General features: G+C 72.8%; 11 protein-coding genes. 9 read left to right on the forward strand and 2 right to left on the reverse strand.

Features of this window, described 5'->3' with window-relative positions:
- Positions 1-120 precede the first annotated feature (120 nt).
- The 3 genes from ABZ622_RS37165 to ABZ622_RS37175 all read left to right on the forward strand — a co-directional run bounded on the left by ABZ622_RS37165 (position 121) and on the right by ABZ622_RS37175 (position 2,723).
- The gene (locus ABZ622_RS37165; protein ID WP_360551025.1) at positions 121-363 is read left to right on the forward strand and encodes a hypothetical protein; all 243 of its coding nucleotides are present in this window, start codon (positions 121-123) and stop codon (positions 361-363) included.
- A 45-nt stretch (positions 364-408) separates the two neighbouring features.
- Complete coding sequence (locus tag ABZ622_RS37170; RefSeq protein WP_360551027.1) at positions 409-660, forward strand: hypothetical protein; 252 nt, start codon at positions 409-411, stop codon at positions 658-660.
- A 1,067-nt stretch (positions 661-1,727) separates the two neighbouring features.
- Entirely contained in the window at positions 1,728-2,723 is a 996-nt protein-coding gene (locus ABZ622_RS37175) for a helix-turn-helix domain-containing protein (protein WP_360551029.1), read from the forward strand.
- 91 nt (positions 2,724-2,814) lie between these two features.
- Here the strand turns inward: ABZ622_RS37175 and ABZ622_RS37180 are convergent, their stop codons facing one another.
- Positions 2,815-11,682 (reverse strand): amino acid adenylation domain-containing protein, encoded by an 8,868-nt coding sequence (locus ABZ622_RS37180; protein ID WP_360551031.1) that lies wholly within the window; start codon positions 11,680-11,682, stop codon positions 2,815-2,817.
- Between the two features lie 384 nt (positions 11,683-12,066).
- On the opposite strand from ABZ622_RS37180, the gene ABZ622_RS37185 reads away from it, so the two are divergent.
- The 6 genes from ABZ622_RS37185 (at position 12,067) to sbnB (ending at position 18,109) form a co-directional block, all read left to right on the forward strand.
- Positions 12,067-12,537 (forward strand): cobalamin-dependent protein, encoded by a 471-nt coding sequence (locus ABZ622_RS37185; RefSeq protein ID WP_360551033.1) that lies wholly within the window; start codon positions 12,067-12,069, stop codon positions 12,535-12,537.
- Positions 12,524-13,807, forward strand: coding sequence for a methylaspartate mutase (locus ABZ622_RS37190; protein WP_360551035.1), 1,284 nt, complete (start codon positions 12,524-12,526; stop codon positions 13,805-13,807). The genes ABZ622_RS37185 and ABZ622_RS37190 overlap by 14 nt, the downstream gene beginning before the upstream one ends.
- 85 nt (positions 13,808-13,892) lie before the next feature.
- Positions 13,893-14,909: an asparagine synthetase A gene (locus ABZ622_RS37195; RefSeq protein ID WP_360551037.1), complete on the forward strand. Its 1,017-nt coding sequence runs from the start codon at positions 13,893-13,895 to the stop codon at positions 14,907-14,909.
- Complete coding sequence (locus ABZ622_RS37200) at positions 14,906-16,132, forward strand: glutamate synthase-related protein (protein WP_360551038.1); 1,227 nt, start codon at positions 14,906-14,908, stop codon at positions 16,130-16,132. The genes ABZ622_RS37195 and ABZ622_RS37200 overlap by 4 nt, the downstream gene beginning before the upstream one ends.
- A complete protein-coding gene (gene sbnA, locus ABZ622_RS37205) occupies positions 16,129-17,076 on the forward strand; it encodes a 2,3-diaminopropionate biosynthesis protein SbnA (protein WP_360551040.1) in 948 nt (315 codons plus the stop codon). Before ABZ622_RS37200 ends, sbnA begins: the two co-directional genes overlap by 4 nt.
- A 25-nt stretch (positions 17,077-17,101) precedes the next feature.
- Positions 17,102-18,109, forward strand: coding sequence for a 2,3-diaminopropionate biosynthesis protein SbnB (gene sbnB / locus ABZ622_RS37210; protein WP_360551042.1), 1,008 nt, complete (start codon positions 17,102-17,104; stop codon positions 18,107-18,109).
- Positions 18,110-18,601: 492 nt separating this feature from the next.
- Here sbnB and ABZ622_RS37215 read toward each other — a convergent pair.
- On the reverse strand, positions 18,602-20,224 hold a 1,623-nt coding region (locus tag ABZ622_RS37215), incomplete at its 5' end, for an alpha/beta fold hydrolase (protein WP_360551044.1).

Here is a 20,224-nt window from a genome sequence, read left to right on the forward strand (position 1 = left end):
AGGTCAGTCCGGTCATCGGCACACGGCCCGAACCCGGCCGCGTACCCGGACCACCGACGCAGAGCCCCTTGGGCCGACTCCATGGCCCTCGCTGTGCGCCAATCCGCTGCAATGCCCGTAGTGGCCAAGGCCGCCCGGGACCTGCAGCAAATCATCAGCGCCGACGCCGCCGACGGGAGCGGCTTCGCCTCGACGACAAGTGCAGCATTCGCCGGCCGCGGGTTGCGCCGCCGTGTCGTCGATGCCGGCGCCGGAGTTGGCAGCCACGACGAAGTCGTCTTCGACCAACCCGGCTACGGCAGGGCCGTCCTGACCTATGTCTGGGACAACTACGAGGTCATGCGCGAGCCCTTGCTGAAGTGACTCACGTCCAGGGACGGGGACGACAGCGAGGCGAACGAGCATGTCATGGATGCCATCGTCGCTCTGACCCTGCGGCACGGGAACGTCGACCACCTCGTTCAACTCGGATCCCCGACCTACCTGGTGAAGAAGGAACTCCTCAGCGCCCTCCTGGTCCGGGCCGTCCAGGACAAGCACATCGGCCGCCAGGTACTGGGGTACTTTGTACGATTGGGCATCGGTCACTCCGGCACGCGTCGGATTCGAAGACCGCGAGGAACACCGCTGCGCTCACGCTCCGGTGAGAAGGCCCCTTGAGCCCTTTCCAGCCTCGTGGCACTGAAGACGAGTTGGACGCACCTGCGCAACAACGGAGCTCCTGGTGGACGGGTTCTCAACCAAGATCACCCGTGTCTGCCAGGAGTGTCGCGCGCTTGTCCACCCGCCCTCAGTCGATCTCTCCAGCCGAACCCTGCGGTCCCCGACCGGACAACCGGCCGTCCGGCGAGGGGAGATCGGTACCGGCCCGGAGGATCGCGACGGCCCGCCACGACGGGGCCGGGGGCACGGTCGGTGGAGTCGCGTGTGCGGACGAATCGGCCACAGGACCGAGATCACAGATGTGACGGGGAGCCCGCATGGGGGAATGTCCCCCATATCCTCGCCCCCCTGCCCGGTGCCCCTGGCCGGCGAGTCGGCGGGGCGCACGGAGCGCCTCGGCGTCGGAGGACGGCCGGTCTCGGCCGTGCCGCCCGACGAGCCAGGTCAGCGGCGTACGCGCGGCTGAGGGTGCGACCGGGCGCCGTCCGGCAGAGGGGTGTTCGGGCGGGTGGTCGGCCCAGCGGATATATGGGGGCATGCACGACGCACCATGGGGGGGCGCACGCGACCCCGGCCGCAGCCGTGCGGCCCGGTCTGCCGCGCCTGCTTGTCGTGCGGGCCCGCAGGGCTCGGCCGGTCGCCCGATTGCCATGAGCAGGCGGCGGCCTGATCGGCCCTCCGGTCGCACAGCCCTGGTACAGCCTGTGCAGCCTCTGTCCGGTCGCGCCCTCCGAGGAGCACGGAAGACAGCTCGTCGGCGGCCCGCGAACAGGACGGCGTGCGCGACGGTGTCCGGTCCGGTCCGGTGCGCGCCCCGGCCGCGGGAGACCGGCTCGTCGAGGTGCGGAAGCCGTCCGTGGGGATGTCCTCACCCGCCCCACGAGTGGGTGTCCCAAAGGAACTTGGGGGATCACCACGCATCCGCCGTCGCGGCGGCTCCCGCTCTACTGGTCTCCGGCCGGCGGTTCCCGCGGTGACGTCCCGAGGGAGCGCCGCCGGTCCGAACTCGACTCGTGTCCCACAGCAACAGGTGCCGTACGACAAGACATACAGGAGCGCACGACATGCGGACCTCTCTGGGTATCGACTCCGTTGCACGGAGTGTGTACATCTCGATGGTCGACCGGCCCGGCGCGGAGGTGGCCGAGCTGGCCGCGCAACTGACGGAGACCGAGGAAACGGTCCTGGGCGGGCTGGAGCGGCTGTCCGCCCTGCTGCTCGTCGTTCCGGGGGACTCCGCCAGCGGCTGGCGGCCGGTCGATCCGGAGGTCGGGCTGGCAGCGATGCTCGCCCGGCAGCAGGACGAACTGGCCCGCCACCGGCTCCAGGTGGAGGGCAGCCGACTGGAGGTGACGCGGCTGCTGTCGGAGCGCGGGCGCGGCGGCCGGGAGAGCGTTCCGGGCGTCAAGTGGCTGGCCGGCGCGGACGCCGTGTGGCGGCACATCACCTTTCTCGCCGATGAGTGCGCGAACGAATGGCTGACCGTCGGACCGGCCGAGCGGCCGGACGCGGCGGCCTTCGAGGCCGGCCACTCGCTGGACGAGATCCTGCGACGACGCGGTACGCCCGCTCGCACCATCGTTCTGGAGAGCGTCCGCAACGACCCCGAGGCGACGGAGCGCCTGCGCCGGAACGAGGAGTGCGGCGGTGCCGTCCGCACCCTGCCGTCGCTGCCGGTGTGGATGATCGTCTCCGACCGCAGGCACGCCGTCGTGCCGGTCACGAGCGGCCGCAGCGTGGTCGGCGCGATGGCCTGCGGCGTCGAGTCGGTCACGGAAGCCTTCGCAACCCTGTTCGCCCGGCTGTGGAACGAGGCCCTGCCGCTCGCGGAGGCACGCCCCCGTACCCGCGGCAACCTCTCCCTCCAGGAGCAGCACGTCCTCCGGCTGTGGGCGCAAGGGCTCACGGACGCGGCGGCGGCCCGCCGGATGGACGTCTCCCTGCGCACGGTGCGCCGGCTCTCGGAGAAGCTGACCGACCGGTTCGGCGCCCAGAGCCGGTTCCAGCTCGGCGCCCTCGCGCTCGCCAGCGGCGGCATCCGCGCCGAGGACATGGCCTGAACCGTCCCAGCCGGCGCGACCGGGCCGTTGAAGGGGCCGGACCTCCTCGTCACCGAGGTCCGGCCCCTTCACGGTGTGGCACCGGGTGCGGTCACCCGGCCGGCGCGAACTGAGCCGTGATCGCCGCCATCATCAGGTCGGCGATGTCCTGGGCGAGTTGCGCCGGGGTGGGCGAGTCGAACACGGCTCGCACCGGCACATCGACCCGCAGCGCCTTCCGCAGCCGGGAGGCCACCTGCGTGGCGAGCAGCGAATGCCCGCCCAGTTGGAAGAAGTTGTCGTGCACGCCGACGCGTTCGATGCCCAGCAGCTCCTGCCACACGGTGGTGACCGTCCGCTCGACGGCGTTGCGCGGCGCCGTGTACTCCCGCCCCAGATCCGGCCGCTGGTGGTCCGGCACCGGCAGGGCCCTCCGGTCCACCTTGCCGTTGGCGGTAAGGGGGAGGCGCTCCAGCGTGACGAACGCCGCCGGGATCATGTAATCGGGCAGGGACCGCCCCAGGTGGGCGTGGAGATCCGGGGTGCTGGGCGCGTCCGCGCCGGTGGCCACAAGATACGCCACGAGCCGCTTGTCGCCGGGCGTGTCCTCGCGGACGATCACACTGACCTCGCCGATGCCGGGGTGGGTCAGCAATGCGGACTCGACCTCGCCGAGCTCGATGCGGTTGCCGCGGATCTTCACCTGGTTGTCTATCCGCCGCAGGAACTCGAGCTGCCCGTCCGCCCGCCACCGCACCAGGTCACCGGTGCGGTAGACCCGGGTGCTCACCCCTTCGGCCTCGTACGCGGTGAACTTCTCCTCGGTCAGCTCCGGCCTGCCCCGGTATCCGCGGGCCACCGGCACGCCCCCGATGAGGAGTTCGCCGGGCACCCCGACCGGCACCGGCCGGCCGTGCTGGTCCACCACGAACGTCAGGGTGTTGGGGACGGGCCGGCCGATCGGCGGGACCGCGTCGCCGGGTTCGACCACCGTCGAAGTGGCGAGGACCGTGGTCTCGGTGGGCCCGTAGTTGTTGACCACGCGGAACGGCAACCGTGCCCGCGGCGGCATCCGCAGCCGGTCACCGCCGGTCAGCACGTAGTCGAGGGTGCTGTCCGCCGCCCAGGGCAGCGCCACCAGGGCCTCAAGCATCGGCGTGGACAGGAACGTGGCGTGAACGCGCTGCGCGCACAGCCAGTCCCGCAGCAGATGCGGGGTGAGCCGGACGTTCTCGGTGGTGACGCAGCAGGTCGCGCCGCGGGTCAGGCCGAGCCACAGCTCCCACGCCGCCGCGTCGAAACCGATCCCGGCCAGCAGCGCGATCCGCTGCCCGGGTTCCAGCCCGTACTCCCGCGCCGTCCAGTGCACCAGATTGACCAGGCTGCGGTGCTCGACCTGGACACCCTTGGGGCGGCCGGTGGAACCGCTGGTGTAGATCAGGTAGGCGAGGTGGTGCGCCGCGGCGGCCGGCCGGGGATCGGTGTCCGGCTCGCCGGCCAGCGTCGCGGTGTCCTCGTCGAGCAGCAGCAACGGTACGTCCGAGGGCAGCCGGCCGGTGTGCGCGGAGCCGGTGAGGACGACCGGGGTCGCGGTGTCCCGCACCATGTACGCCAGCCGCTCCGCCGGATGGTCCGGATCCAGTGGCACGTACGGCGCCCCCGCCTTCAGGATGCCCAGCACGGCCGTCACCAGATCGGGGCCACGCTCCAGGCACACCGCGACCGGCATGTCCGGCCGCACTCCGTACCGGGTGCGCAGGTGGTGGGCGATCCGGTTGGCACGCGCGTTCAGTTGGCCGTAGGTCAGCGTGCCGTGCGGCCCCTCGACGGCCGCCGTGTCCGGCTGCTGTGCCGCCCGCTCCTCGAACAGGCCGTGCAGCGTGGCGGTGTCCGGGAAGGCGGCCGCGGTGTCGTTCCACTCGACCACCGTCCGCCGCCTTTCCTCGGCGGTGAGCAGGCACAGCCGGGACAGCCGTGCCGCGGGTTCGCGGGCCACCGTCTCCAGCAGTGTGCCCAGGTGGCCGGCCAGCCGGGCGACCGTGTCCCGTTCGAAGAGGTCCGTCCGGTACTCCAGGGCGCCGCGCAGTCCGCCGTCCGCGTTCTCCGACATCATCAGGGTGAGGTCGAACTTGGCGTCCGGCAGCGTGACCGTGAACGGCTCCACGTCCAGCCCCCGAAGGCGCCAGCCGTGCTCGTCCGGGGTGTTCTGGAGGACGAACATCGTCTGGAACAGCGGGTTGCGGGACAGGTCCCGGTCGGGGGCGAGTTCCTCCACGAGGCGTTCGAAGGGCAGGTCCTGGTGGTCGTACGCACCGAGCGCGGTGTCCTTGACCCGGGCCAGCAGTTCGGTGAACGCCGGATCGCCGGACAGGTCGGTGCGCAGGACGAGGGTGTTGACGAAGAAACCGATCAGCTCCTCCGTCTCGGCACGGTTGCGGCCGGCGACCGGGCTGCCGACGGTCACGTCGTCCTGGTGGGCGTACTTGACCAGCAGCACCTGGAAGGCAGCCAGCAGCACCATGTACAGGCTCGCGGTGCCGCTCCTGGCCGCCTTCCTCAGCCCGGCGGCCACTGCCGCGCTCACCTCGAACGTCACCGTGTCGCCGCCGCCGGGCCGCCCCGCCGGACGGCGGTGGTCGGTGGGCAGTTCCAGGGGTTCCACCCCGGCGAGCCGCTCCCGCCAGTACGCCAGCTGCTCCTCCAGCACGTCACCGGTGAGCTGCTGTCGCTGCCACACGGAGAAGTCCGCGTACTGCACGGGCAGCTCCGTGTCCTCGGGCGGGGTGCCGGTCGTCGCCGCCCGGTAGCCCTCCCGCAGCTCGCGCGCCATGACCGTCTCCGACCACCCGTCGCAGGCGATGTGATGTACCGTCAACAACAGGCGCGCCTCCTCGTCGGCCAGCCGCACCAGGCGCGCGCGCAGCAGCGGTCCCGCCGCCAGGTCGAATGGGCGGGCGGCCTCCGCGCGGGCCAAGTGCCGTGCCGCCTCCTGCCGTTCCTCGTCATCGGCCAGGTGCCGCAGGTCGTGGACGGCCGCGTGCACCGGTGCCGGCGGATCGACGACCTGTGCCGGCTCGCCGTCGTCGTCGGCGACGAATCTCGTCCGCAGGATCTCGTGCCGTGCCAGCATGCGGGTCAGCGCCGCGTCGAGGGCCTCGGTGTCCAGCGCACCCCTGACGCGCAGTGCGAAGGGCACGGCGTACTCGGCGCGTCCGGGCTCCAGTTGGTCGAGGAACCACAGCCGCTGCTGGGCGAAGCTCAGCGGCAGCGGCCCGCCGGTCCGGTCGGCCGGCACGATTCGCCCCGCACCGGCCGTCCCGCCGGCAGCGAGCTCCGCCACGGCCGCGGCCAGCCCGAGGACGGTGGGTGCCGCGAACAGCTCCCGCACCGGCACCTCCACACCCAGCGCGTCCCGCAGCCGTGACGTCACCTGGGTGGCGAGCAGGGAGTGGCCGCCGAGCTCGAAGAAGTTGTCGTCCACACAGGTGACTTCGGTGCCCAGCACCTGGGACCAGGCCGCCGCGATCGCGCGCTCGACCGGAGTACGCGGGGCCGGACCGCCGGCCTCGGATGCGCGGGGCTCGGGCGCGGGCAGCTGTCGCCGGTCCACCTTGCCGTTCGGGGTCAGTGGCAGCCGCTCCAGCGCCACGAACGCGGACGGCACCATGAAGTCGGGCAGTTCACGGCGCAGCCGCCCGCGCAGGGCCTCGCCGCGCACCGTGGCGCCCGCTGCCGGGACGACATACGCGACCAGCCGCTTGTCGCCGGGGGCGTCCTCGCGGACGACGACGGTGGCTGCGGCGACATCGGGTCCGGTCAGCAGCACCGTCTCGATCTCACCGGGCTCGATGCGGTGCCCGCGCAGCTTCACCTGGTCGTCCAGCCGCCCCAGGAACTCCAGTTGCCCGTCGGCCAGCCAGCGCACCCGGTCCCCGGTGCGGTAGACCCGGCGCGGTGTGCCGTCGACGTCGGCGGTCACGAACCGCTCCGCCGTCCGGCCGGGCTGCCCCCGGTATCCGCGCGCCAGCCCGGCGCCACCGACGAGGAGTTCGCCCGGCACCCCGGTCGGCACCGGCCGGCCGTACCGGTCCACCACGTACACGAAGGTGCCGCGCACCGGGCGGCCGATCGGCGGCACGGCCGTGCCGGTGACGACCTCGGCCGAGGTCGTCACCACCGTCGACTCGGTCGGCCCGTAGTTGTTGACGACGCGGAAGGGCAGGCGCAGCCCGGCCGGCAGGCGCAGCGCGTCACCACCGGTCAGCACGTACTCCAGGGACGTCGGCTCCGACCAGTCGAGGGCCGCCAGCGACTCCAGCATCGGTGTCGAGACGAAGGTGCCCGTGACCCGCCGCTCGCTCAGCCACTGCTGGAGCAGCGCCGGCGTCAGCCGCACCGTGTCGTCGGGTACGCACACGGTGGCACCGGTCGCCAGCGCGGGCCACAGCTCCCACGCCGCCGCGTCGAACCCGACCCCGGCCAGCAGCGCGACCCGCCGTCCCGGGGGCGCGCCGAAGGTGTCGGCCGTCCAGCGGACCAGGCCGGCCAGGCTGCGGTGCTCGATCTCGACGCCCTTGGGCCGGCCGGTGGATCCGCTGGTGTAGATCACGTACGCCAGGTCGCCGCAGGACGCTGCGGGTTCCGGGTCGTGGGCCGGCAGGTCCGCGAGGGACGTCCAGTCCCGGTCGGTGAGGAACCGGCCGGGCTCGTCGGGCAGCAGTGCGGCCCGGGTGCTGTCGGTGACCACGAGCACGGCCCGCGCGTCCGCGATCATGTAGGCGAGCCGGTCGGCGGGGTGCTCCGGATCCAGCGGCAGGTAGGCGGCGCCGGACTTGAGTACCGCGAGAAGTGCGGTGATCTGCTCGGGGCCGCGCTCCAGGCACACGGCGACCGCGGCCCCGGGACCGGCTCCGCGTGAACGCAGATGCCGGGCGAGCCGGTTGGCCCGCGCGTTCAGCTCCCGATAGGTCAGTTCCCTGCCGGCCGAGAGCACCGCCGTCGTGTCCGGCCTCAGGGCGGCGCACTCCTCGACGAGCCGGTGCACCGTCGCCCCGGCTTCGGCCCCGGTGTCCGCGGCGGACGCCGTCCCGCTCCACTCGGCCAGCACCCGGCGCCGCTCGGCACCGGTCAGCACCTCCAGCTCGGACAGTCGGCGCTCCGGGCCGGCGACCGCCGCGCACAGCAGCGTGGTGAAGTGTTCCGCCAGCCGCTCCGCCGTGTCCGGTGCGAACAGGTCGAGGGCGAACACCAGATCGCCGTCGAGCGAGCCGTCGGACCGCTCGGTGAGCATCAGGGTCAGGTCGAACTTGGCCTCCTCCTCGCGGACGGCGAACGGCTCCACCGCCGCTCCGGGCAGCTGCCAGGCGTGGCCGTCCGGGGTGTTCTGGAGTACGAACATCGTCTGGAACAGCGGGTTGCGGGACAGGTCCCGGTCGGGGGCGAGTTCCTCCACGAGGCGTTCGAAGGGCAGGTCCTGGTGGTCGTAGGCACCGAGCGCGGTGTCCTTGACGCGGTCGAGGAGTTCGGTGAACGCCGGGTCGCCTGACAGGTCGGTGCGCAGGACGAGGGTGTTGACGAAGAAACCGATCAGCTCCTCCGTCTCGGCACGGTTGCGGCCGGCGACCGGGCTGCCGACCGCGATGTCGTCCTGACCGCTGTACTTCGCCATCAGCAGCTGGAACACCGCCAGCAGCGACATGTACAGGCTCGCCCCCTGCCCCGCCGCCAGCCGCCGGGCCGCGCCGGCCACGTCGGCGGGCACCGAGAAGGACACCGTGCCGCCCCGGCCCGACCGCTCGGCCGGCCGCCGGTGGTCGGTCGGCAATTCCAGCGGTCGTACGCCGGCGAGCCGCTCCCGCCAGTACGCCGACTGTCCCGCCAGCGCCGGACCGTCCAGCACCTCGCGCTGCCAGCTCGCGAAGTCCGCGTACTGGAGGCCGAGGGGGGCCGGGGTGCACGGCCGGCCGGCCGCCGCCGCGCCGTACAGCTCGCCCAGCTCTCGGGCCAGGATGCCCTCCGACCAGCCGTCGGAGACGATGTGGTGCACCGTGAGCAGCAGCAGCCACTCCGTGTCGGCCACCCGCACCGCCACCGCACGCAGCAGCGGCCCGGTGGCCAGGTCGAACGGCCGTCCCGCCGCCTCGCGCAGCATCTCGCGGGCGGCGGCGGCGCCGAGGTGCCGGGCGTCGTGGACGTCCACCGCCACCTCCCGCGCGTCGTCGACGACCTGGAACGGACGTCCCGTGGCGTCCGCGACGAACCGGGTCCGCAGGATCTCGTGCGAGGCGGCCAGGGCTGTCAGCGCGGCGCCGAACGCGTCCGGTGCGAAGTCCCCCTCGACCCGCAGCCCCACCGGGATCGCATACTCGGCCCGGCCCGGCGCCAACTGGTCCAGGAACCAGAGGCGTTGCTGCGCGAAGGACAGCGGCAGGGCACCCGCCGACCGGTCCGCCCGCGGGATCGCGGCGCACGTCCCCGGATCCAGCGCGTCCACGGCCGTCGCCAGCAGCGCCGGCGTCGGCGCGTCGAACAGTGTCCGGTGCGGCACGTCCACCCCGAGGTCCCGACGCAGCCGGGAGGCGATCCGGACGGCCAGCAGGGAGTGACCGCCCAGCTCGAAGAAGTCGTCGTCCGCGCCGACCTCGTCGACGCCCAGCAGCTCGGCCCAGATGCCGGCGACCGCCCGCTGTGTGGGGGTACGCGGCGCGGCGTACGCGGCGGAGATGTCCGGGCGGTGGCCCTCGGGCGCGGGCAGCGCCCGCCGGTCCACCTTGCCGTTCGGGGTGAGCGGCAGCCGCTCCAGCACGACGTATCGGGCGGGCAGCATGTGCCCGGGCAGCTCCCGCGCCAGCGCCGCGCGCAGCCCGGCCACGGCCACGGCCGTGCCGCCGGCCGGCACCAGGTACGCCACCAGCCGCTTGTCGCCCGGGACGTCCTCGCGGACCACGACCGTGGCCGCCGCGACGGACGGCCGGGACAGCAGGGCGTTCTCGATCTCTCCGAGTTCCACCCGGTGCCCACGCAGCTTGACCTGGTCGTCGATACGGCCCAGGTAGACCAGACGCCCGTCCGGCAGCCACTTCACCAGGTCGCCGGTGCGGTACACGCGCGCCCCGGGACCGGCCGAGAAGGGGTGCGGCACGAACCGCCGTGCTGTCAGATCGGGCCGGCCCAGATAGCCGAGGGCCACGTTGACACCGCCGATCAGCAGCTCACCGGGCACTCCGACCGGCTGGACCTCACCGTGCGCCCCGACCACGTACACCTCGGTGTTGTCTATCGCGCGGCCCATCGGCACGTGGTCCGCCGCCGGGTCCACCGACACCGTCCGGCCGACCACGTTGCCGACGGTCGCCTCGGTCGGTCCGTACTCGTTGACGATCGCGGTGTCCCCGGTGCCCAGGGCCAGCACCCGGTGCGCCAGCGCAGGTGTGAGGTCCTCGCCACCTGCGACCACCGTGGCGATGCCGTGCCGGACGCCGTCCTGCTCCAGCCGGGCGGTCAGCAGCTCCAGGTGCGAGGGCGTTGCCTTCAGAAAGCTGATCGGGACACCGGTCGCGACGATGTCCATCGCCGCGTCGAACACGCCGCGTCCCGGCTCCGGCCGCGGTACCACCAGGCACAGCCCCTGCACCAGCGGCAGGAACAGCGCGGTCACCGTCAGGTCGAAGGCCGCCGACGAGCACAGCAGCGAACCGATCCGCGCACCGGGCGCCGGCGGATAGTTCCGGTCGCACCAGTGCAGGTAGTTGACGACACCCCGGTGCCCGACCCGCACACCCTTGGGGCGGCCCGTCGAACCCGAGGTGTAGATGACGTACGCCACGTCGTCCGGGCCCGCGGCGGCGACCGGGGCGGTGCCGGTGCCGGCCGGCCACTCCTGGTCGGCGAGCAGCAGCGCGGTGCCCGGCGCGAACAGGCCCGCGTGCGCGGACTGCGTCACCACCAGCGGCGCGGCGCTGTCCTCGACCATGTACCGCAGCCGCTCGGCCGGGTAGGCCGGGTCCAACGGTACGTAGGCGGCACCCGACTTGAGGACGCCGAGCAGCGCGCACACCAGGTCCGGGCCGTGGTCCAGGCACACCGCGACCAGCGTGCCGGGGCCGACGCCCCGCTCCGCCAGGTACCGCGCCAGCCCCTCGGCCCGCTCGTCCAGCTCCCGGTAGGTCAGCCGCTGCCCGCCGCCGTGTTCCAGGGCCACCGCGTCGGGCCGGCGCGCGGCCCGCTCCTCCACCAGCCGGTGCACGGTCGCGGTGTCCGGGAACGCGGACCGCGGCCCGTTCCACTCGGTCAGGATCCGGTGCCGCTCCGGCTCCGTCAGCATCTCCAGCGCGCTGAGCGGCTCCCCGGGCGCGTCGGCGGCGGAACGCGCGAGCGTCGCGAGGTGCCCCGCCATCCGCTCCGCCGTGTCCCGTTCGAACAGATCGGTCCGGTAGCCGAGGACACCGCTCAGGCCCCCGCCGTCCGCGACGACTTCCAGCGTGACGTGCGCGTCCGGCGGGAACGCGGCGGCCTCCCGGCCGGCTGTGCGCCACGCGAACCACGCCACCGCGGCCACCGCGCCGCCGGCCGCCTCCGCCAGCGCCGCGAGCGGCACCGGACCACGGCCGACGGCGTCCGCCATGCCCCGCGCGACATGCGCCAGGGCCTCGGTGAACGCCGGGTCGCCGGCCGCGCCACGCACCACGGTCGCCGCCGCCGTGTCCTGAGTGCCGTCCGCCGGCACCGCCACCGGGACGTCGCCCCGGCCGGCGTGCCGCGCCAGCAGCGTGTGGAACACCGTCAGCAGGACCGCGGGCAGTTCCACGCCCCGCTCGCGGGCCAGCGCGGCCAGCGCGTCGGCGGTGCGGGCGGGCCATTCGAACGGGACCCGGTCCGCAAGGCCCGGTCCGTCGTCCGACGGCCGGCGGTCCGACGGCAGTTCCAGCGGCTCCAGGCCCGCCAGTGCGTGCCGCCACTCCCCCAGCTGGTGATCAGCCACCGTTCACTCCCCATCGTCAGGACATCGTCAGCGCTACAGGCGGTACACGCGGTTCACGGGCGGCACGTCGTACGGCGCGCGGCGAGGGGCAGGGCGGGGGCCTCCGGCGGGCCGGGGACCGTGCCGCCGGCAGAACCGCGACCGCCGGCGCCGAACGTCCGCGACGAGCAGGCTAGGACGCGCCGGCGGGCGACCCCAGTGGACACAAATGACGCCCCTCGGGATGGACACAACTGCCCAGTGCCGCTCGCGATCACCACTGGCCACCATGGACGGCGTCACAAGTGCACAACCCGGACGCCCCTACGAAGGGCGATTTCACGGGTACCCGGCCCGATCGCAGTGGTCGCGGCCCCATCACGGTGTCGAGAGGAAAAGCCGGTCGTGTACCCGCATCGCCAGCCCCCGGACAGCCCGCCCCGCGCAGTCCTGACCACCATCGCCTCGGACTCGCACACCTGGAACCTGCTCTTCCTGCAACTACTGCTGGAGGAACAGGGCTGGGAGGTCACCAATCTCGGCGCGTGCGTCCCGGTCGGCGTCCTGATCGAGGAGGCCACGGCCCGCCCGCCCGGCCTCATCGTCGTCAGCACGGTCAACGGACACGGCGCCGAGGAGGCCACGGGACTGGCCCGCGCGGTGCGTGCCGTGCCGGCGCTGGCCAGGGTGCCGCTCGTCGTCGGAGGCAAACTGGACACCTCGGGCACCATCGCCCCGGACGTCCACGCCTCGCTCACCGACGCCGGCTTCGACGCCGTCCTGACCGGCGAGAACGCCGTCCCCGGACTGCTCGCCCTGCTCGACGCCCTGACCGAGGACCGGCACGGAAGGTCCCACGCCGATGCCGTCCGCTGAACCCGCCCCCGCCGGTGGCGCCTTCCACCGCTTCATGGCCGACGCCGCCCGCACCGGCGGCCTCGTCGTGCAGCCCCGCATGGGCTTCGCCGACCCCGCCCTGATGCGCAGCGGCCTGATCGCCACCCGCGCCGCCGACGCCACCACCGTCGGCACCCTCACCCTGGACAGCTTCACCCGCGTCGGCGACTACGCCGCCGCCGCCCGCGCCGTCGCCCAGGACCACCACCTCAACGGCTATCCGCTGGTCAGCATGCCCATCGAGACCACCACCGGTCTCCTCGACGGCGTCCATGGACCCGGTTTCCCCGTCCAGGTACGGCACGGCTCGGCACAGCCCGGCAGGATCGTCGAAGCCCTCATCGCCGCCGGACTCGACGCCACCGAGGGCGGCCCCGTCTCCTACTGCCTGCCCTACGGCCGCACCCCGCTGGCCACCTCGGTCCGCGCCTGGGCCGAAGCGTGCCGCAGGCTCGCCGCCCTGCGCGAGACCGGTACCGAACCGCACTTGGAGACCTTCGGCGGCTGCATGCTGGGCCAGCTCTGCCCGCCCTCCCTGCTCGTCGCCCTCTCCGTCCTGGAGGCCATGTTCTTCCGCCGGCACGGCCTGCGCAGTGTCTCCCTCAGCTACGCCCAGCAGACCAGCCGCGAGCAGGACGAGGAGGCGGTCCACGCGCTGCGCGCCCTCGCCGCCGAACAACTCCCGGACACCTCCTGGCATGTGGTCGTCTACGCGTACATGGGCGTCTACCCGGAGACCTGGGACGGTGCGCTGAGGCTCGTCGAGGACGCCGCCCGGCTCGCCGTGCGCACCGGTGCCACCCGGCTCATCGTCAAGACACCGGCCGAGTCGGCCCGCATCCCCTCCGTCGAGGAGAACGTCATCGCGCTGGAGACCGCCGCCGCTGCCGCCCGCACCACGCAGCCGGCCGCTCCGCCGCCGTCCACCGGTATCGAGGCGGAGGCCCGCTCCCTCGTCGAGGCCGTCCTGCACCTGCACGACGACCTCGGCCAGGCCCTGATCCGCGCCTTCGCCCACGGCTACCTCGACGTCCCCTTCTGCCTGCACCCCGACAACGCGGGGCGCACCCGCAGCTTCATCTCCGACCGCGGCCGGCTGGAGTGGTCCCGCACCGGGTCGCTCCCGCTCGGCCCGCCCACCGCCGCCCAGCCGTCCCGGCGGCTGACCTCGTCCGGACTGCTGCAAGCGCTCAACCACGTCAAGAACCGCTACGACGCCCCCGCCGCCCGCCTCGGCAGGGCGAGCTGATCCGAGCGGCCACCTCCCCGGCGCCCCTCCGCCTCCGGTGGCCGGCGCCCCCGACCCGGCAACGACAGGACAGGACACGACAGACATGACACTTCAGACAGATCTCCCGTCGGCGCCCGAGGCCGCCGTCGCACTGCCCTCCCCGCTGGAACATCTGCGCGACCCGCGCACCCGGGCGGCCTTGCGCATCCAGCAGGCGATCGTGGCCGGTGCCCGTTCCTTCCTGCGCTCCGACGGCGCGGTGGAGATGGCCCACCCGGTCATCGGCCCGGTCACCGACCCGGGATCGCGCGGCGCCAAGCAGGTCGACGTCGACTACTACGGTCACCGCTACAAGCTGATGACCAGTGCCATCCTCTACAAGCAGGCATCGCTGCTGGCCTTCGACCGCATCTTCCTCGTCGCGCCCAACGTCCGCCTCGAACCCGTCGAGACCAGCAGCACCCACCGCCACCTCACCGAGTTCCGGCAGATCGACGTCGAGTACGCGGGCGCCACCCGGGACGACGCCATGGGCGTCGCCGAGGGGCTGGTCCGCCACGCCGTGACCGCCGTCGTCGACGAGTGCGTCGACGACCTCGCCGTCCTCGGCCGCGACCCCGACGACCTGCGCCGCCTCGTGGCCCGGCCGTTCGCCCGCGTCCCGCACGGCGAGGTCGTCGACGGCCTGCGCCGCGACGGGTACCCGCAGGCCGCCGGCACCGAGATCGAGTGGGAGGCCGAGGAGCGCATCTCCCGCCGGGCCGACGCCCCGTTCTTCATCGTCGGCTACCCCAAGGGCTCCCGCGGCTTCTACGACAAGGAGAGCGCGGCCGAGCCCGGCACTCTGCTCAACTTCGACCTCATCGCCCCCGAGGGCTGCGGCGAACTGTGCAGCGGCAGCGAACGCGAGTACGACTACGCGGCCCTGGTCACCCGGATGCGCGAGACCGGCGAGAACCCCTCCAAGTACGCCTGGTACCTCGACGTCGCCCGGCACGGCATCCCCAGCAGCGCCGGCTTCGGCATCGGCCTGGAGCGGCTGACCCGCTGGGTCACCGGTCTGGACTCCGTCTGGCGGGCCACAGCCTTCCCGAAGATCGCGGGGGTCGTGTCGCCGTGACCCAGCTGGCTGCACCCGGCCTGCCCGAGGACATCATCCGCGTCCGGGCCCGCGACGGCGCCGCCGCCGTCTTCCCGCCCCTGAACAGCTACGGCACCGCCGTCTTCGGCGCCGCCCCCGAGTCCGCCGGCGACGAGATCGACGGACTGCGCCTGGCCCCGCCCGTCTTCATGCCGGGCCGTCTGGCCAAGCTCATCGACCTCGGCCGCGAACCCCTCCACTCCGATGTCCGCCTCGACACCCCCCTCGGCGGCTTCACCGCCCCGCTGCCGGTCTATCTGTCGGCGCTCGGCTCCACTCGCGTCACCGGCACCGGCCTCGCCCTCAGCCGTCAGGCCGGACGGCTCGGCATCCCCATGGTCATCGGCGAGAACGTCGCCCCCATGAACGGCTTCCGCTCCAGCGGCGACGACCACCGCAAGGGCCTGCTGGAGCGCGTCCAGGCGTACTGCGAGGAACTCCCCGACGGCGTGGGCGGCATCTGCGTCCAGCAGAGCACCGAGGACGCCGACTCCGAGGTCTGGAACCAGGTCTACAGCGACCCCGCAGTCACCGGCCTCCTGACCACCGGCCGCCTCGGCTTCGAACTCAAGGTCGGCCAGGGTGCCAAGCCCGGCCTCGGCGGCCTCACCATGATCAGCGAAGCGGTCGCGGCCGACCTCGCCGGACAGTACGCCGTCGAGCGGCTGGGTCCCGGCACCTCCTCGATCCTGCGTTGCGCGAGCCCTGGCACCTTTACCGACGAGATCTTCCGCCGGCAGATCCAGCTCATGTGCAACAACTACCCGCGCGCCCGCTGCTGGGTGAAGCTCTTCCCCGGCCGCGACATCGGCCGAGCCGCCACCATCGCCTGGGACGCCGGCGCCGACGCCGTCGCCGTCGACGGTGCCGAGGGCGGCACCGGCTGGGCCCCGACCGGCTTCCTCGGCCACGTCGGACTGCCCCTCGCCGAATGCCTGCGCCGTGTCGACCCCGCCGGCCGCACCCTCCTCGCCAGCGGACGTGTCTGGGACGGCATCCGCGCCGTGAAGCTGCTCGCCCTCGGTGCCCGCGCCGTCGGCCTCGGCCGCGCCGCGCTGGTCGCCGTCGACGAGGACGCCGAGCACGGCCTCGAACGCCTGCTGGACGCCATGGCACTGGAATTGCGCATGGCTGTCAGCGCACTGGGCCGCTATGCGGCGGAGGAGACCGGCCCCGAAGACCTCTGGGAGCCCCGGTCATGATCTACGAGCACACGTACGAGCTGGTCACCGACGATCTCTTCGTCCTGCTGCCCCGGATGGTGCCCGGTTCGGACCTCTTCCTGAAGATCGAGGGCCTCAACCCGGCCGGCTCCGTCAAGCTGAAGACCGCGCTGAGCCTCGTCGAGGACGCCGAGCAACGTGGCGTCCTCACTCCGGGCGCCCGCGTCATCGAGTCCTCGTCCGGAAACCTCGGTATCGCCCTCAGCTCCATCTGCGCCACCAAGGGCTACCGCTTCACCTGCGTCGTCGACCCGAACACCAACGCCACCAGCATCGATCACATGCGTGCTCTGGGCGCCGAGGTGGTCGTCGTCGACACCGTCGACGCCAACGGCGGTTTCCTCCAGTCCCGCATCGCCCACATCCGGCACCACATCGAAGCGGACCCGACCGTGGTCTGGCTCAACCAGTACGCCAACCCGGCCAACCCGCGCGCCCATTACGAACAGACCGCGCGCACCCTGCTCAAGACTGTCCAGCATCTCGACTACCTGTTCATCGGCGTCGGCTCCACCGGCACGTTCGTCGGCTGCGCGCAATACCTGCGCGAGTTCTCGCCGCACACCCGGATCGTCGCCGTCGACGCCCTCGGTTCCGTCCTCTTCGGCGCCGCACCCGGCCCGCGACGCATCCCGGGACTGGGCGCCAGCCGCATCCCCGAACTGTTCGAACCCGGCCTCGCCGACGACGTGGTACTGGTCGCCGAGAAGGACGCCGTACGCGAGTGCCGGCTGCTCGCCCGCACGCACGGCCTGCTCACCGGCGGCTCCACCGGCTCGGTCCTGGCCGCCGTCCGCCGCCGCGCCGACACCATCCCCGCCGGCTCCCGCATCGCCGCGATCTCTCCCGACCTCGGCGAGCGCTACCTCGGCACGGTCTACAACAACGACTGGGTCGAGCGGAACTTCGGCGTCCTCAGCTGATCCCGCCCGCGAAAGGCAACCACCGATGTCAACGTTCCACGTGATCGACGGCTCCGTTGCCCAGGATGTCATCGGCTCCGCGCCGTCGGACGTCCTGGACCTCGTGCGGGAGACCTACCTCCAGCACAGCCGCGGGGCCACCGTGAACCCCAACAGCCACTTCCTGCGCTTCCCGCACGATCCCGGCGCCCGGATCATCGCTCTGCCCGCCCACCTCGGCGGCGACACACCGGTCTCCGGCCTCAAGTGGATCGCCAGCTACCCGCAGAACGTGAGCCAGAACCTGCCACGCGCCTCCGCCGTCCTCCTGCTGAACGACGCCGAGACCGGCTACCCGTTCGCCTGCCTGGAGGCGTCCGGCATCAGCGCCGCCCGCACCGCGGCGTCCGCCGCGCTCGCCGTGGAGACCCTCGCCGACGGCGACAGCCCGAAGACGGTGCTCTTCGTCGGCGCCGGTGTCATCGGCCGGACCGTCTCCGACTTCCTCGCGGCGCGCGGCACCAAGGTCCGCGAATGCCTGGTCCACGACCAAGTGGACGCGTACGCCGAGACTTTCGCCGCCTACGCCGCCGGCACCCACGGCTGGCAGACCCGCACCGTGGCACAGATCGACGCGGCCCTGGCCACCGCCGACCTGGTCGTCCTCGCCACCACCGCGCCGGCGCCCTGGCTGACAGACCGGCAGACCCTCCTGCCGGGCCAGCTCATCCTGAACCTGTCCCTGCGCGACATCCACCCCGACGTCGTGATCAAGTGCCACAACGTCCTGGACGACATCGACCACTGCCTCACCGCGCGGACCTCGCCCCATCTGACGGAGATGGAGCACGGCACGCGCGACTTCATCGACGGCACGCTGGCCGACGTGCTGCGCGGCGATGTGCCCAAGGCCCACGACCGTCCCACCATCTTCTCCCCGTTCGGCCTCGGCGTCCTCGACCTGGCCGTCGGCTACCACATCTACCGAACCGCCCTGCGCACCGGTCGCGCTACCGAGATACCCGGATTCTTCCCCGAGTTGAAGCGCTGGTGAGCCGAGCGGCGCCGGCCGCATCCTCCGACGCCCCGGTCTCGCGCTCCCACCGAACACATGGTGGGACCACGAGACCGGGGCGTCGGCATGTGCGCCGAAAGGCGCAGGGAGGGAATGCGGGAGGACCGGGGCGGAGACGTCACCGGCAGCGAGGCCCGGGGCAACGCCGGGCAGGGAGGTCCCGAGGCTCCGTAGCCCCGCGCCGCCCCGGGCCGACAGCACGGGCCGGGCCCCGCGGCGGCCTTCCGGCCCCGGTGCACCGCGCGGGCCGGGCCGGGTGGCCCGGGTGGAGCCCCGGTGGGGCCGGAAGGCCGCTGCGGGGCGGCGCACTCCCCAGGCCACGGCCACCACCGCTCACGGACGACGGCGAGCCGACGAACACGACGAGGGCCCACCACGTCTCCGTGGTGGGCCCTCGTCGGCTCTGCCGGCTGCCGGCTGCCGGCTGCCGTCTCCCGTCTCCCGTCTCCCGTCTCCGGGGACGGTCCACGGTCAGACCCGCAGCAGCTGCCCTTCCCGGTCGGCGCCGTCGGCCGGCACCGCCTCCCGCAACACGGAGACCACGGCGTCCAGTTGCTCGTCGCCCCTGACCATCTCCATGTGCCGGCCCGGCATCGCCCGCTGGGCCAGACCTGCCGGGTAGAGCCCGCGCCAGTGTGCGAGGTACCGGGCCTCCGGCACCTCGTCGCCGCTGCCGTCGCGCACCGTGTCGCTGACGAACAGTGTCGCCCTGGCCACCGAGCCGCCGGGCCGGTAGGCGGCGAGCGAGCGCACCTCGGCCTCCAGCACCGCAAACGGAAGCCACTCGTCGAGCGTGACCAGGTCCTCGTCGAGGTTCATCTCCGGAGCCAGACGCCGCAGCTCCCGCTCCGTCGCGGCCCGTTCGGCACCGTGCTCGTTCTGACCGCGGCGCCACAGCTCGTTCGCCCGGCGGTACGCCTCGGCGTGTCGCTGAAAGCGGTCGCTCTGGTCGTCGCCGGTCACCGCCGGTTCCAGCAGGTACAGATCGGCCACCTCCTCCGGGGCCTGCGCACCCATCGCGTGTGCGATCACTGCGCCGGTCGACCATCCGAGGATGGTGCACGGGCCCTCGGGCCGCACACGGCGGATCTCCCGCCAGTACCGGTCCGCGATCGACTCGATCCCGACGAGCGGCGTCTCGTCCGCGTTCAGTCCCGGCGCCTGGATGCCGTACACGGTGAACCTGCCCGTCAGGCATCGTGCGAGAGCCCGGTACGGGTGGGTGCTGCCGCCGCCCGGGTGCACACAGAACAGGACGGGCAGCCCCGGGTCCGCCACGGACGACAGGAGCACCACCAGCCCGGCCGAAGCCGCCTGCGGGACGTCCAGCGCGGCCGCCAGTTGGGCCACCGTCGGGTGCCGCACGAACTGCTGGAGTGCGACGTCCAGACCGGCTTCCCGCAGCCGAGAAACCACCCGCACCGCGCTGATCGACTGTCCGCCGAGTTCGAAGAAGTTGTCGTGGATGCCGATGGTGTCGATGCCGAGGACGTCGGACCACACGCCGGCGATGGTCTCCTCCGTCGAGTTCCGGGGTGCGGTGTAGGTGGTGGCGAGTTCGGGTCGGTGGTGGCCGGGCGCGGGGAGGGCCTTGGTGTCGACCTTTCCGTTGGGTGTCAGGGGCAGTTGGCCGAGGGTGACATAGATGCTGGGGACCATGTAGTCGGGCAGTTGCCGCTGGAGGTGGGTGCGGAGTTCGGACGCGTCGGGGCCGTGTCCCGGGGCGGGCACGATGTAGGCGACCAGACGCTTGTCTCCGGGGGTGTCTTCGCGGGTGGTGACGGCGGTGGTGTGGATGTGGGGATGGGTGCTGAGGGCTGCTTCGATCTCGCCGAGTTCGATGCGGTAGCCGCGCAGCTTGATCTGGTTGTCGATCCGGCCGATGAACTCAAGGGTGCCGTCGGGCCGCCATTTGACCAGGTCCCCGGTGTGATAGGTGCGAGGATCGGGGCGGGGCGGGGAGAGCGGGTTGACAGTGAAGCGCTGCCCGGTGAGTTCGGGCCGGTTGTGGTAGTGCCGGGCCAGACAGATACCGCCCAGCAGAGCGTGCCCCGGGATGCCGACGGGTGCGGGCTGGTTGTGGTGGTCGACGAC

Source organism: Streptomyces sp. NPDC007164 (genome assembly GCF_040634135.1).
Lineage (GTDB): Bacteria > Actinomycetota > Actinomycetes > Streptomycetales > Streptomycetaceae > Streptomyces > Streptomyces sanglieri.

Coding starts and splice junctions, on each gene's coding strand:
- ABZ622_RS37170 (WP_360551027.1), top strand. CDS start 409: ATGGATGCCATCGTCGCTCTGACCCTGCGGCACGGGAACGTCGACCAC.
- ABZ622_RS37175 (WP_360551029.1), top strand. CDS start 1,728: ATGCGGACCTCTCTGGGTATCGACTCCGTTGCACGGAGTGTGTACATC.
- ABZ622_RS37190 (WP_360551035.1), top strand. CDS start 12,524: ATGCCGTCCGCTGAACCCGCCCCCGCCGGTGGCGCCTTCCACCGCTTC.
- ABZ622_RS37195 (WP_360551037.1), top strand. CDS start 13,893: ATGACACTTCAGACAGATCTCCCGTCGGCGCCCGAGGCCGCCGTCGCA.
- sbnA (WP_360551040.1), top strand. CDS start 16,129: ATGATCTACGAGCACACGTACGAGCTGGTCACCGACGATCTCTTCGTC.
- sbnB (WP_360551042.1), top strand. CDS start 17,102: ATGTCAACGTTCCACGTGATCGACGGCTCCGTTGCCCAGGATGTCATC.